Genomic DNA, 12,758 nt, shown 5'->3' with positions numbered 1-12,758 from the left:
GCCGCATCTCCATGGCAATCTTGGTTGTGAATGGACGCACGGCAGCATCGCTTTTGAACAGTAATAATTCATGCTACTTCTGGATTGGCGTCCAACCGAGTTCCGCATCGGACAGCAAACGCAGTGTGATCAACTTGTTGCTGCCACGGACAGTGGTAATGGTGTGGCCGCGCTTTTCGTTGACAACCCGCGTGAAGAACTCCTGTTCGGTAATGGGTTGAGACTTCTCGTCGAGGTAGATCGCCTTTTCGTACTGTGCGATGAGGCTCTGCTTCCAGGTTTCCATGTCAGCCATCGTCGGATGCGATGTCTCTGCGGCACGAGCAGCCGTCAGGGACCAAAAGAGGAAAGCGAAAACTAGAAACAGGTGCTTCATCAATCAAGTCCCAGGTTGTTTGCGTCGTCGAGATGTCCGTGATCCATGCTGGGCAAGCTCAGCCCAGCGGCGACGCGTCCACGCTTCAGTTCAGCGCTGCTCTTCGCCAGGTTGAGACCACGCGACCGCCCGGTAACGGCCAAGCTTAGCAGAGTCATGCGGTCAAAAAAGGCGCGCTTTCTCACGCCTGGCTCGTTTGTCTTCCTGCCGACTCCAGCGATTTACCCAGCATGGCAAATTGGCGATCCGGAAAACTCGCGAATCGTCACAGCCGTCCGCTACGGACTTTTCTTTTCGGTCCGTACCAACGCAGCGACATGCTCGAGCCGGCAGTTGTCGAGCAACGTCGTCGTCACATCGACCGGACCGTACCATTTATATACGCCGACAAAGCCGCCGGTGCGCAGGATCCACGCCTTCTTCCTGACGGTATCGAACAGGACCGAATGATGAAAGCCGTCGATGACGTGACTGGTATCCGGAATCGCGATCCGGACCAGGGATTCCCCGGCGGCCGCATCCGGCGCGTGCGCGGCCGGGATCTCGACCGTGAAGCCGGAATAGGAAATGCCGTAGCGTTCGACCAGTGCGTCCGTCATCGGGCATGCCGATGCATGGGTCGATAAACACATCGCGGTCACTGCGCACGCTAAAAATTTCATTGCTCGTCCATCCTGCACGCCAGCCAACGTACCGTAATCTTCATCATTGTGTGGAATCCTTTTACACCGTTTTTGGCACATGCAGCGCAATACCCAACTCGCGATAAGGCCGCAGCAACGCCTCATCGGTCCCCGCCGGCACCACGATCCCGCTGATCTCGGAAAGCCCGACGATGCGATACGGCGACGCCGTCGCCAGTTTCTCCGACGACGCCAGCACGATCGTCTCGGCCGCGGCGTGGCACAGCGCGCGCTTGACGCACGCTTCCTCGTAATCCCCGGTCGACAGGCCGCTGTCCGGATGCACGCTCGTCACGCCCATGAAATAGGTGTCGGCGCGGATCTGCGCAATGGCTTCCAGCGTCGCCGCGCCCACGCCCACGGCCGAATGCCGGAACAGGCGGCCGCCGAGCATGATGACGTCGATGTCCGGATGGTCCATCAACGCCATCGCGATCGACGGGCTGTGCGTCACGACGGTCGCGCGCAGGTGGCGCGGCAATGCGCGCACGAGCTGGGCGCAGGTGGTGCCGCCGTCGACGAACACGACCTGGCCCGGCTGCACCAGCGCGGCGGCGGTGCGGCCGATGGCCGCCTTGTCGTCCGTGGCGATGCCGTGGCGCGTGGCGAAGTCCGCCAGCGCCGGACTCGTGGGCAGGGCGCCGCCGTGCACCCGCTGCAGCAGGCCTTCCTTCGCCAGTTCGCGCAGGTCGCGCCGGATCGTGTCTTCCGACACGTTCAACGCCGCGCTCATCGCCGTGGCGACGATACGGCCGTCGCGCCGCAGCGCGTCCATCAGATACTGTTTTCGCTGGCTCGTCAGCATGCGTCCCTTTCACCGTGCTTGACTGTGCACGATATTGCACGATAGTTTACACGAACTTCAATACTCGGAGAATATCGTGCAGGATCAAGTGGAAATCAGGCAGGTCGAGCTGCTGTCGGACGACTGGGGCGTGTTGAAAAAGACGACGTTCGCGCTGCGCACGCAGGATGGCGGCTGGGACGTGCAGACCCGCGAAACGTATGACCGCGGCAACGGCGCGACGCTCTTGCTGGTCAACCGTGCGCGCCGTACCGTCGTGCTGACGCGGCAGTTCCGCCTGCCGGCCCATGTGAACGGGCACGACGGCTTCCTCGTCGAGGTGGCGGCCGGCCTGCTCGACGGCGCGAGTCCGGAAGCGCGCATCCGCGCCGAGGTCGAGGAGGAAACGGGCTATCGCGTCGGCACCGTGCGCCGCCTGTGGGATGCGTTCATGAGTCCCGGCAGCGTGACGGAGCGCCTGCACTTCTTCGTCGCCGAGTACGAGGCGCGCGACCGCATCGGGCCGGGCGGCGGCGTGGCGGAAGAGGGCGAACGGCTGGACGTGCTGGAGCTCGACATCGACGCGGCGCTGGCCATGATCGGCACGGGCATCGTCGACGGCAAGACGATCATGCTGCTGCAGTACGCGCAGCTGCACCTGTTCGCGCCGCGCGGGATGATGATCCTGGTCGCGGGGCCGTACCGCTCCGGCACGGACGGCGATCCGGCGCGCATCGCGCACAACGTGGCGGCGATGGAGGCGTGCGTGATGCCGTTGTACGAGGCCGGGCACCTGCCCGTGCTGGGCGAATGGCTGGCGCTGCCGATGGTCCGCGTGGCGGGTTCGCAGCAGCCGGGCGACGCCATATTCGACGCGATGTTCCATCCACATGCGCAGCGTTTGCTGGAACGTTGCGACGCGGTGCTGCGCATCGGCGGCGCGTCGGCGGGCGCGGACCTGATGGTGGCGAGGGCGCGGCAGCTGGGCAAGCACGTGTACGCGGCGCTGGACGAGATCCCGCGCGCGTCCGTTCAGAACGGCGTGTAATCGGCTTCCGCGGCGTTGTAGACGAGGACCTTGCCCGACGCATCGACCTGGTAGCGGTCGCGCACCGGCGCGACGTCCGGATCGCCGCCGCAGCGCTGGTCGTGGATTTCACGGGCGGCGAATTCCCATCGGTCTGCCGTGGCGTTGGCCGGGGTATCGTTCTCGTTCATGAACGTCAGGCAGTCGAGATCCTTCACGCGATGCGCCTTCAACCGCGCGACGAGCAGGTCCAGCGCCTGCCGTTCCGAAATCTGCCCGGGCGCGGCGGCATGGCGCGCCGGCGTGTCCGGGGACGTGCGCGAACAGCCGGCCGACAGGACGGCCAGAACGAACAACGGCGCAGACAGGATGCGCAACACGAATGACATCGCCCGTCAGCGCCGCAGCTGCGCCACGAGCCCCAGCGCGCCGCGCGCCATCTTCCACACCGACAGGGCCGACGTGGCGACGCCGGCCAGGCGCTTGCGGCGCATGAGGACGAGTCCCAGCACGGCGCCGGCCGCACCCAGCACGAGCTTGCGGTTGGCGGCGACGTAGCCGGCCAGCGGATTGCCGGCCAGCGCTTTCGAAGGGCGCAGCGCGTCCAGCTCGTAGGCCAGGCCCACGCGCTGTTCGGCGCATTGCTCGATCAGCGCGGCGCGGCGTGCGGTGAGTTCGGACTTATTCATCGGCCGCTCCCGCGTGGTGTGCCGTGTGTTGGGCTGCCCCGTGGCGCAGGTAATCGATGTCGTTGCGCAGCTCGGCCAGGGTGGCGGACAGCAGCGGCGCCTCCGCGTTCATGCTGGCGCGCACCTTCAGCACGATGATGCCGGCCAGCGCGCCGAACAGGACGGCCATGCCGCCGACGGCTTGCAGGCGGTAGGTGTCCCAGAAGACGGCGATGACGAACAGCGCGGCCAGCAGCAGGGCGCCGGCGGCCAGGAACACGGCCAGCAGGGTCCACGCGAGGTGGCCCAGCAGGCGGCGTGCGTCTTCCTGGAATTCGACGGCGGCCAGTTCCAGGCGCGTGCCGGCCATGGCGACGAGTGTCGCCCCGATGCGGCCGGCCGTCGCGAAGAACGTCATTATTTACGGGCGATCAGCATGCCGATCACGACACCGACCGCGGTACCGAGGCCGACTGCCTTCCACGGGTTTTCCTTGACGTATTCGTCGGTGGCCTTGGCGGCGACCTTGGCTTTTTCGACCGCGGCTTCTTCCAGGCGGATGATGTCGTCCTTGGCCTTGACGAGGGTGCGCTCGAACTTGGCCTTGGCGACCTTGAACTCTTCGCCCGTCAGGTGGCCGCTGTGGCGCAGCCAGGCTTCCGCGTCCTGGATGACGGTCTTCAGGTCGGACAGCAGCTGGTCGCGGGCGCCGGTCTGGGTCGGGATTTTTTCCATCATGGGTGAACCTCTCGTTATCGATTATGTTACGGACAATATTATCCTAATGCATAGTCTAGCGCGACGCCAGCGAACACGGCCGCACCCAACCAGTTGTTTTGGTTGAACGCGGCGAAGCATTGCATGCGGTCGCGCCCGCGGATCAGGGTGTAGTGGTAGACGGCCATCCCGGCCGCGACCGCGATGCCCGCCACGAACCACCAGCGCAGGCCCAGCATCCAGCCGCACGCGAGATCGATGCCGAGCGCCGCCGCATAGCACACCATGATGGCGAAGACGTCGTAGCGGCCGAACGTGATGGCCGACGTGCGGATGCCGATGATCAGGTCGTCGTCGCGGTCGACCATCGCGTATTCCGTGTCGTACGCGACCGACCAGAACACGTTCGCGGCCAGCAGCCACCACGCGACGGCCGGCACCTGGTCTTGCACGGCGGCGAAGGCCATCGGGATGCCGAAGCCGAACGCGATGCCGAGGTAGGCCTGCGGGATCGCGAAGAAGCGCTTGAAATACGGATAGCTGCCGGCCACGATCACGGCCACGACGGACAATTCCTTCGTCAGCGTGTTCAGCGGCAGGATCAGCAGGAACGAAACGATCGCGAGCACGGCCGCCACCATCAGCGCTTCCCAGCCCTTGATGCGGCCACTGGTGAGCGGACGGTCGACGGTGCGCTTGACGTGGCGGTCGAAGTCGCGGTCGGCGTAATCGTTGATCGCGCAGCCGCTCGATCGCATCAGCGCCGTGCCGACGATGAAGATGACGAGATACTGCGGATCGGGATGCCCGCCCGACGCCATCCACAACGCCCACAGCGTGGGCCACAACAGCAGCAGGATGCCGATCGGCTTGTGGGCCCGGACCAGGCGGAAATACAGCGCCAGCTTGTTCATGTCGTTCGAATTGAATAATTGAGTATCTGCAAGGTCAGGATTGTAGCCTGCCGGGGCGCGCCCGGCAGTACGGCGCCGATCGGGTGAACTCGGCGCGGGTCCGGAAACCGGTACGTAGACGATGCACAAGGCATGGCGCACGCGGGCGCTCTACGATCCGGTCTTTCGACTAAGGAGACCTCGTATGCAGTTCGCAATCATGTTGGTGCTGGCCGGAATCGGACTCGGCTGTTGTACGCTCGCGGACGCCGCCGGCCAGGCGGAGCAGGGGGAATGGACGGAGGCGCAGTCGCTGCGCGAGCTCCCCGCCGGCATCCAGGCGCTGCTGGGCGTGGGACTCGGCGCGGACGGCATCGCCGACCGGGGCGAGGATTTCAACGAAGGCGACCTCCGCGCCGACAACATGCCGACGCGCCGCTTCGCGCTCGGCATCGTCAACGGCGACACCGCCCTGGTGGCCGTGGAGCAGGGCGGCCGCGCCTATACCGTGCGCGCCGTGGAATTCAGGCAGGCCGGCACGACGTGGGACGCGGTCCGCTGCGCGTCGATGAACGAATTGCCGCGCCGCGGCGCCGAACTGGCCGACGCCTTTACCGGTCGCCATGCCGGGCATCCCGGGCCGTGCCGCGATTTCGGCATGCGGATCGCCCAGCCGGCCGGCGTATCCGCATTGCCGGCCGCCCCGGCGCGCGTCAGGCTGCGGCCTGGAGCGTGACCATCTCGACGCCGGGCAGCCCGCAGTCGGCGACGGCCTTCACGACGGCATCGATGGCGGCGCGGCGCGTAAAACTCTTGCGCCACACGATCGCGACGCGGCGCGACGGCGCCGGGTCCTGGAACGGGACGAAGGTCAGCATGCCGTGCGGGTCCTTCATGTCCGGCACGGAGGCGCGCGGCAGCACGGTCAGGCCGATGCCGCTCGCGACCATGTGGCGGATCGTCTCCAGCGACGAGCCTTCGAACGTGCGCTGCATGCCGTTGCCCGGCGCCGAAGAGAAGCGCGCCATCTCCGGGCAGACTTCCAGCACCTGGTCGCGGAAGCAGTGGCCGGTGCCCAGCAGCAGCATCGTCTCGCTCTTGAGGTCTTCGGCCGAGATGTCCGCGCGCGTGGCCCACGGATGGTGCTTCGGCATGGCGACGACGAACGGTTCGTCGTACAGCGGCTGCACCGCCATGCCGTGTTCCGGCAGCGGCAGGGCCATGATGGCGGCGTCCAGCTCGCCCTGGCGCAGCAGGTCGAGCAGTTTTACCGTGAAATTCTCTTGCAGCACGAGCGGCATCTGCGGCACGTGCTCGATGAGGTTTTTCACGAGCGGCGGCAGCAGGTAGGGGCCGACCGTGTAGATCACGCCCAGGCGCAGCGGGCCGGACAGCGGGTCCTTGTTCTGCTTGGCCAATTCCTTGATGGCAGCCGTCTGCTCGAGCACACGCTCGGCCTGCGCCACGATCTGCGCGCCCAGCGGCGTCACGGACACTTCCGAGCCGCCCCGTTCGAACAGGGTCACGCCGAGTTCGTCCTCGAGCTTCTTGATGGCGACCGACAGCGTCGGCTGGGCAACGAAACAGGCTTCGGCCGCATGCCCGAAATGCCGGGCGCGCGCGACGGCGACGATGTACTTCAGTTCGGTCAGTGTCATGGGTTCTTTCTTACCAGCCGTGTTCTGGAAGACACGTTTGCCCAGGTTTTAGGCAGTCTGGCACTATTTTACCGGTAAAGCCATGGATATAATGGCCGTGCTGGCGATGTTGCCTGGCGTTAACAAAGAGGCATCCATGTCTTCGACCTTCGGCCCGGCGGAAGCCCAGGCCTACATGCACAAGCTGCTCACGGTGATGCATCACCAGGGCGGCTCCGACCTGTTCATCTCGGCCGATTTCCCGCCCAGCATGAAGCACCAGGGCGCGATGAAGCCCCTGAGCAACCAGCGCCTGACGGGCGACGTCACGCGTGCGCTCGCCTTGTCGCTGATGAACGAGCGCCAACGCACCGAGTTCGAGGCCGAGATGGAGTGCAATTTCGCCATTTCCCTGCCCGGCGTGTGCCGTTTCCGCGTGAACGTGTTCGTGCAGCAGCAGAGCGTGAGCATGGTGGTGCGCACGATTGCGTCGGAAATCCCGAACTTCGAAAAACTCGACCTGCCCGAGGTGTTGAAGGACGTCGTCATGACCAAGCGAGGGCTCGTCCTCGTCGTCGGCGGCACGGGGTCCGGCAAGTCGACGACGCTGGCGGCGATGATCGATTACCGCAACAGCAATTCGGCCGGCCACATCATCACGGTCGAGGACCCGGTCGAATACGTCCACAAGAACAAGAGCTGCCTCATCACGCACCGCGAGGTCGGCGTCGACACGCTGTCCTGGCACAACGCGCTGAAGAACACGCTGCGCCAGGCGCCGGACGTGATCCTGATCGGTGAGATCCGCGATACGGAAACGATGGAACACGCCATCGCGTTCGCCGAAACGGGCCACCTGTGCCTGGGGACGCTGCACGCGAACAACGCCAACCAGACGATGGACCGCATCATCAACTTCTTCCCGGAAGAACGGCGCAACCAGTTGCTGATGGACCTGTCGTCGAACCTGCGCGCCATCGTGTCGCAGCGCCTGGTCCGCACGGAAGACGGCAAGGGCCGCAAGGCCGCCATCGAAATCCTGCTGAACACGCCGACGATCGGCGAGATGATCCTGAAAGGCAATTTCCAGAGTATCAAGGAGATCATGCACAAGTCGCGCGAACTGGGCATGTGCACGTTCGACCAGGCCTTGTTCGAGCTCTACAACAAGGGCTTCATCAGCTACGACGAAGCGATCCGCAACGCCGATTCCGCGAACGGCCTGCGCCTGCAGATCAAGCTGTCGGGCGAGCGCAAGGCGCCTGGCGAGGGCGGCGCCGCCGCGAAGCCCGCCGAGCTGTCGATGCTGATGGACGAGCCGGAAGAGGAACCGCCGGCCGCGGGGTAGAATGCACGCCATGTCTACCTTCGAACAAAAACTCTGCACCCGCGCCACCCTGCCGCAACGCATCGCCGACCTGCCGAAACCCGTCGTGCTGACGAACGGCGTGTTCGATATCCTGCACCGCGGCCACGTCACGTATCTGGCGCAGGCCCGCGCGCTGGGCGCGTCGCTGGTCGTCGCGGTCAACACGGACGCGTCCGTGAAGCGGCTCGGTAAAGGCGACGACCGCCCGCTCAATACGCTGGCCGACCGCATGGCCGTGCTGGCTGCGCTGGAATCCGTCAGCCTCGTCGTCGAATTCGACGAGGACACGGCGCTGGAAGTGGTCCAGGAAGCCCGGCCCGACATCTACGCCAAGGGCGGCGACTACGTCATGAGCGCCATCCCGGAAGGCAAGGCGGTGCTTGCCTACGGCGGCAAGGCCGTCGCGATCGATTTCGCGCACGACCGCTCGACGACCAAGCTCGTCGCGAAGATCCGCCAGTTCGGCTGACCTCCCGGCATCAAGCCCCGCCCGCGAATCCGTTCTGGCGCCACGCCTCGTAGACGACGACGGCCACGGTGTTCGACAGGTTCAGGCTGCGGTTGCCCGGCATCATCGGCAAGCGGATGCGCTGGGCCGGCGCGAACGATTCGCGCAGCGCCGGGTCGAGGCCGCGCGATTCCGCGCCGAACACGAACACGTCGCCCGGACGGAACGCGCAATCCGCGAACGGCGACGAGCCGTGCGTCGTCATGGCGAACATCCGGGACGAATCGGGCCTGGCGTCCGCCAGGAAGGCGTCCCAGTGCTTGTGGACCTTCATCGTGGCGTAATCGTGATAGTCGAGGCCGGCGCGGCGCATCTTGGCGTCGTCCAGCGGAAAGCCGAGCGGCTCGATCAGGTGCAGTTGCGCCCCCGTATTCGCGCACAGGCGGATGATGTTGCCCGTGTTGGGTGGGATCTCGGGTTCGACCAATACGACGTGAAACAATTGATTCTCCTTGAGTTACGGATGGGGCGGCGTGCGCGCGAACACGAAGTTCGTCACGCGCGCCGCGCCGAAGCGCTTGAGCGTGGCGGCCAGTTCGCCCAGCGTGTGGCCGCTCGTCATGACGTCGTCGACGAGGCCGACGTGGCGTCCTTCGACGAGGTCCGGGTCGGCCACGGCGAACGCGTCGCGCACGTTGCGCGCCCGCGCGTCCGGCGCGACGCCCGACTGCGCGCGCGTGTCGAGCGTGCGCAGCGCCAGCGCCGGATGACATGCTACCCCGAGCGCCGCCGCCAGTGGCCGCGCGATTTCCAATGCCTGGTTGAAGCCGCGCTCGACCAGCCGGGCCGGTCCCAGCGGCACCGGGCACAGCAGGTCGGGCAGCGGCAGACCGGGCCGGGCCAGCACGGCGTCGCGGATCCGGCGCGCGAACCACGGCGCGAGCGCGAGGCGGGCGCCGAATTTTAATTGAAGGACGAGCTGGTCGAGCGGAATCGCGTAATCGACGGCCGCGACGGTGGCGTCGAAGGCGGGCGGTTCGCGGAGGCAAGAGCCGCAGATCAAGGTCGCAACCCGATCAACGTCGTCCCCGCGCAGGCGGGGACTCAATTCTTCATGCGTACCCGGCGGCACAAACTTGGGCCCCCGCCTGCGCGGGGGCGACGGTATGTTTACAGCTTGCGTACCCGGCTGCGCCAACTTGGGCCCCCGCCTGCGCGGGGGCGACGGTATGTCTGCAGCATGCGTACCCGGCTGCGCGAACTTGGGCCCCCGCCTGCGCGGGGGCGACGGGGTTTCTGCTGGTCGATCCATTGGTAGAGGATTCCCGCATTGCCCGCAGCGCACCGTCCGCGGCTGCGCATACGCGTCCCGGCACGCAGCGCACACGACGTCGTCGCAGCCGCCCCCGCACAGGGCGCAGACGGACGGCATCAGCACGCGCAGCAATGCGCGTGGCCAATGTCGCAGGGGTGGATAACGGGTCGTCATCGTGATTTCTACCCATCATGTACACTGCCGCCATTATCCCATTCACCAGCAGTCGACAATGGTTTCGCCCCAAGCCCCCTCCAAGATGAGCGCCCCGATCGATCCGGTCCGCGTGCGCCAGCTGTTCGCCGACCCCGCCCGGGTCGCTCCCTCCGATTTCCTGCGGCGCGAGATCGCCCATCGCATGTTCGACCGCCTCACGCTCGTCAAGACGGCGCCGCGCCAGGTGCTGGACGCCGGCTGCGGCACGGGCGTCGACATCGCCGAACTGCAAAAGCGCTATCCCGCCGCGCAAGTGCTGGGCCTGGACGCCGTGCCGGCCATGCTGGCGGCCGCCGGGGCCGCGCAGGCGCCGCGGTCGCTGCTCAGCCGTTTGCTCCCGGCCAAGGCCGGCATCGATCTCGTTTGCGGCGACTTCGGCAACCTGCCGTTCGGGCCGAACTCGCTCGACCTGGTCTGGTCGAACCTGGCATTGCACTGGCATCCCCAGCCCGACCGCGTGTTCGCCGAATGGCGCCGCGTCCTGCGCGTGGAAGGGTTGCTGATGTTCTCGAATTTCGGCCCGGACACGTTCCGTGAATTGCGCACGGCGTTCGCGGCGATGGACGAGACACCGCACACGCTGCCCTTCGTCGATATGCACGACTTCGGCGATCAGCTCGTGGAAGCCGGATTCACGACCCCGGTCATGGACATGGAACAGATCACGGTCACCTACGACAGCGCGGATAAATTGCTGGCCGACGTGCGCGCGTTCGGCGGCAATCCGCTGGCCACGCGCCACCGCGGCCTCGTCGGCCGGGCGGCGTGGCAGCGCATGCGCGACGCGCTCGAGGCGGGGCGCCGCGCGGACGGCAAGCTGGGGCTGACGTTCGAGGTCATCTACGGCCACGCATTCCGGCCGGCACCCAAAACGACGGCCGCCGGCGAGGCGATCATCCGGTTCCAGCCGCCCAAGCCGCGTTGAGCCTCGTCGGAACCGGCGTGCCGCGTTCCCGGCGCCCGCATGCAGCGTGTATACGATCGCGGTAATTTTCCTTGAATAAAAATTACCTGTTTCAGTATAATCAAAGACACTTTTTTCGACTGGATCAAAAAAGCGCTAAAAATTTAAGCACAAAAGCGTAAGGTCGAAGGGCATTTCGATAAATCGTCTCCAGGTTTATCGACGTGCCCGAAGGTTGGAGCATCACCCGGGGAGATCGGACAGCGTATCCGGTGTCCCCCGCAAGCAAGGTTAGAAGTCATCGCCCATCCAGGGAGCCAGACGGTTCCCGGCCGGGCGGTGTCGAGTCCCGAAGCGTCCGCCGGCGCGACGGGAAGTGGTTGCGTTTAGTTTAAAAAGGATTTCGGAACGGAAGTTGTCTTCCGTGGCCTCCTCCATGGTCACCCATAGGAGGGTCGCTTCCGTTCAAGAAATTTCTCTTCTAAAGGTGGTTGGGGACAACATGACATATGCAAAACGATTCAAAGCGTTGATGCCCGGTCTCGCGTTAGCGGTGGCCAGCATCCCGGTATTTGCGGAGCCCGGGCCCGTCGTGACCGGACGTCCGGAAGCGCTTCAGCTGAACCTGCAGCAGCCCGTCACGGGCATCGCAGCCTATATCTACAGCCTGCACAACTGGATGATGATCGTCTGCCTGATCATCTTCCTCGCCGTCTTCGGCGTCATGTTCTACTCGGTGTTCAAGCACCGCAAATCCCTCGGCCACAAAGCGGCCACCTTCCACGAATCCACGACGGTCGAAATCGCCTGGACCATCATACCGTTCCTGATCGTCATCGGCATGGCCCTGCCGGCCACGCACGCCGTCGTGCAGATGAAGGATACGTCGAACGCCGATCTCACGGTCAAGGTCACCGGCATGCAGTGGAAATGGGGTTACGACTACCTGAAGGGCGAGGGCGAAGGCGTCTCGTTCCTGTCGAACCTGGCCACGCCGCGCACCCAGGTGGGCGAACCGGGCATCGCACCGACCGAGAAGCGCACCGAAAACTACCTGCTCGAGGTCGACAATCCCCTCGTCGTCCCGGTCGGCAAGAAGGTCCGCCTCGTGCTGACCGCCAACGACGTGATCCACTCCTGGACCATTCCCGCCTTCGCCGTCAAGCAGGACGCCATCCCCGGCTTCGTGCGCGACACGTGGTTCAAGGCCGAACAGATCGGCACCTACCGCGGCAGTTGTGTCGAGCTGTGCGGCAAGGACCACGCCTTCATGCCGATCGTCGTGAAGGTCGTCTCGGCCGACGACTACACCGCGTGGGTCAACGGCGAGAAGAAACGCATGGCCGCGCTGTCCGACGACCCGAACAAGGTCTGGACCATCGACGAGCTCAAGACGAAAGGCGAAAAAGTCTTTGCGTCCAACTGCGTGGCCTGCCACCAGGCCAGCGGCCAGGGCATCCCTGGCGCGTTCGCCCCGCTGGTCGGTTCGCCGGTCGTGCTGGGTCCGAAGGCCGCACAGATCGACGTGCTGCTGAACGGTAAGCACAGCGGCAAGTATCCGTCGGCGATGCCGTCTTGGAAGCAATTGTCGGATTCCGAGATCGCTTCCGTCATCACCTTTACCCGCAACAACTGGACCAACAAGGCCGACGAAAACATCGTCCAGCCGTCCGAGGTCCTGGCTGCGCGCGGCAAATAAGGCAGACAAGGCTCAACACGCG

Annotated in this window: 16 protein-coding genes and 1 pseudogene; 6 read left to right on the top strand and 11 right to left on the bottom strand. The window is 65.3% G+C overall.

Features of this window, described 5'->3' with window-relative positions; all coding sequences use genetic code 11:
• Nucleotides 1-73: 73 nt before the first annotated feature.
• The 3 genes from ASC93_RS22565 to ASC93_RS22550 form a co-directional block, all read right to left on the bottom strand.
• Complete coding sequence (locus tag ASC93_RS22565) at nt 74-376, bottom strand: hypothetical protein (protein WP_056447725.1); 303 nt, start codon at nt 374-376, stop codon at nt 74-76.
• A 278-nt stretch (nt 377-654) separates the two neighbouring features.
• Nucleotides 655-975 carry a hypothetical protein gene (locus ASC93_RS22555; protein ID WP_056447721.1) on the bottom strand — a complete coding sequence of 107 codons (321 nt, stop codon included), beginning with the start codon at nt 973-975 and terminating at the stop codon, nt 655-657.
• Nucleotides 976-1,099: 124 nt separating this feature from the next.
• A complete protein-coding gene (locus ASC93_RS22550; protein WP_056447719.1) occupies nt 1,100-1,864 on the bottom strand; it encodes a DeoR/GlpR family DNA-binding transcription regulator in 765 nt (254 codons plus the stop codon).
• A 73-nt stretch (nt 1,865-1,937) separates the two neighbouring features.
• Here ASC93_RS22550 and ASC93_RS32370 point away from each other — a divergent pair.
• Nucleotides 1,938-2,507, top strand: a pseudogene (locus ASC93_RS32370) (NUDIX domain-containing protein); the annotation flags it as partial.
• Between the two features lie 368 nt (nt 2,508-2,875).
• Here the strand turns inward: ASC93_RS32370 and ASC93_RS22540 are convergent.
• From ASC93_RS22540 to ubiA, 5 genes are read right to left on the bottom strand one after another with little or no spacing between them, the layout of a single operon-like run.
• Nucleotides 2,876-3,259, bottom strand: a complete 384-nt coding sequence (locus ASC93_RS22540; RefSeq protein WP_056447717.1) for a hypothetical protein — start codon at nt 3,257-3,259, stop codon at nt 2,876-2,878.
• 6 nt (nt 3,260-3,265) lie between these two features.
• Complete coding sequence (locus ASC93_RS22535; RefSeq protein WP_056447715.1) at nt 3,266-3,559, bottom strand: hypothetical protein; 294 nt, start codon at nt 3,557-3,559, stop codon at nt 3,266-3,268.
• A complete protein-coding gene (locus ASC93_RS22530; protein WP_056447713.1) occupies nt 3,552-3,956 on the bottom strand; it encodes a phage holin family protein in 405 nt (134 codons plus the stop codon). The genes ASC93_RS22535 and ASC93_RS22530 overlap by 8 nt, the downstream gene beginning before the upstream one ends.
• Nucleotides 3,956-4,276 carry a YqjD family protein gene (locus ASC93_RS22525; RefSeq protein ID WP_056447712.1) on the bottom strand — a complete coding sequence of 107 codons (321 nt, stop codon included), beginning with the start codon at nt 4,274-4,276 and terminating at the stop codon, nt 3,956-3,958. The genes ASC93_RS22530 and ASC93_RS22525 overlap by 1 nt, the downstream gene beginning before the upstream one ends.
• 38 nt (nt 4,277-4,314) lie before the next feature.
• Entirely contained in the window at nt 4,315-5,169 is an 855-nt protein-coding gene (gene ubiA, locus ASC93_RS22520; protein ID WP_056447709.1) for a 4-hydroxybenzoate octaprenyltransferase, read from the bottom strand.
• A gap of 184 nt (nt 5,170-5,353) precedes the next feature.
• Here ubiA and ASC93_RS22515 point away from each other — a divergent pair, with 184 nt between their 5' ends.
• Complete coding sequence (locus ASC93_RS22515) at nt 5,354-5,884, top strand: hypothetical protein (protein WP_056447706.1); 531 nt, start codon at nt 5,354-5,356, stop codon at nt 5,882-5,884.
• Here the strand turns inward: ASC93_RS22515 and ASC93_RS22510 are convergent.
• Complete coding sequence (locus ASC93_RS22510; RefSeq protein WP_056447704.1) at nt 5,862-6,806, bottom strand: hydrogen peroxide-inducible genes activator; 945 nt, start codon at nt 6,804-6,806, stop codon at nt 5,862-5,864. The genes ASC93_RS22515 and ASC93_RS22510 overlap by 23 nt on opposite strands.
• A 136-nt stretch (nt 6,807-6,942) precedes the next feature.
• On the opposite strand from ASC93_RS22510, the gene ASC93_RS22505 reads away from it, so the two are divergent.
• Entirely contained in the window at nt 6,943-8,133 is a 1,191-nt protein-coding gene (locus tag ASC93_RS22505) for a PilT/PilU family type 4a pilus ATPase (protein WP_056448234.1), read from the top strand.
• Nucleotides 8,134-8,143: 10 nt separating this feature from the next.
• A complete protein-coding gene (rfaE2, locus tag ASC93_RS22500; protein ID WP_056448231.1) occupies nt 8,144-8,623 on the top strand; it encodes a D-glycero-beta-D-manno-heptose 1-phosphate adenylyltransferase in 480 nt (159 codons plus the stop codon).
• Between the two features lie 10 nt (nt 8,624-8,633).
• Here rfaE2 and trmL read toward each other — a convergent pair whose 3' ends face one another.
• Together trmL and ASC93_RS22490 are read right to left on the bottom strand one after the other, a co-directional pair.
• Nucleotides 8,634-9,104, bottom strand: coding sequence for a tRNA (uridine(34)/cytosine(34)/5-carboxymethylaminomethyluridine(34)-2'-O)-methyltransferase TrmL (gene trmL, locus ASC93_RS22495; protein WP_056447702.1), 471 nt, complete (start codon nt 9,102-9,104; stop codon nt 8,634-8,636).
• A gap of 15 nt (nt 9,105-9,119) precedes the next feature.
• Entirely contained in the window at nt 9,120-9,665 is a 546-nt protein-coding gene (locus ASC93_RS22490; RefSeq protein ID WP_056447700.1) for a ComF family protein, read from the bottom strand.
• A gap of 484 nt (nt 9,666-10,149) precedes the next feature.
• Here ASC93_RS22490 and ASC93_RS22485 point away from each other — a divergent pair, with 484 nt between their 5' ends.
• Entirely contained in the window at nt 10,150-11,058 is a 909-nt protein-coding gene (locus ASC93_RS22485; RefSeq protein ID WP_229412839.1) for a methyltransferase domain-containing protein, read from the top strand.
• A 481-nt stretch (nt 11,059-11,539) separates the two neighbouring features.
• Nucleotides 11,540-12,736 (top strand): cytochrome c oxidase subunit II, encoded by a 1,197-nt coding sequence (gene coxB, locus ASC93_RS22480; RefSeq protein WP_056447697.1) that lies wholly within the window; start codon nt 11,540-11,542, stop codon nt 12,734-12,736.
• Nucleotides 12,737-12,758: the final 22 nt, after the last annotated feature.

The sequence above is a fragment of the Massilia sp. Root335 genome (genome assembly GCF_001425685.1).
Classification (GTDB): domain Bacteria; phylum Pseudomonadota; class Gammaproteobacteria; order Burkholderiales; family Burkholderiaceae_D; genus Telluria; species Telluria luteola.
This window is presented reverse-complemented; position numbering and strand designations above follow the sequence as displayed.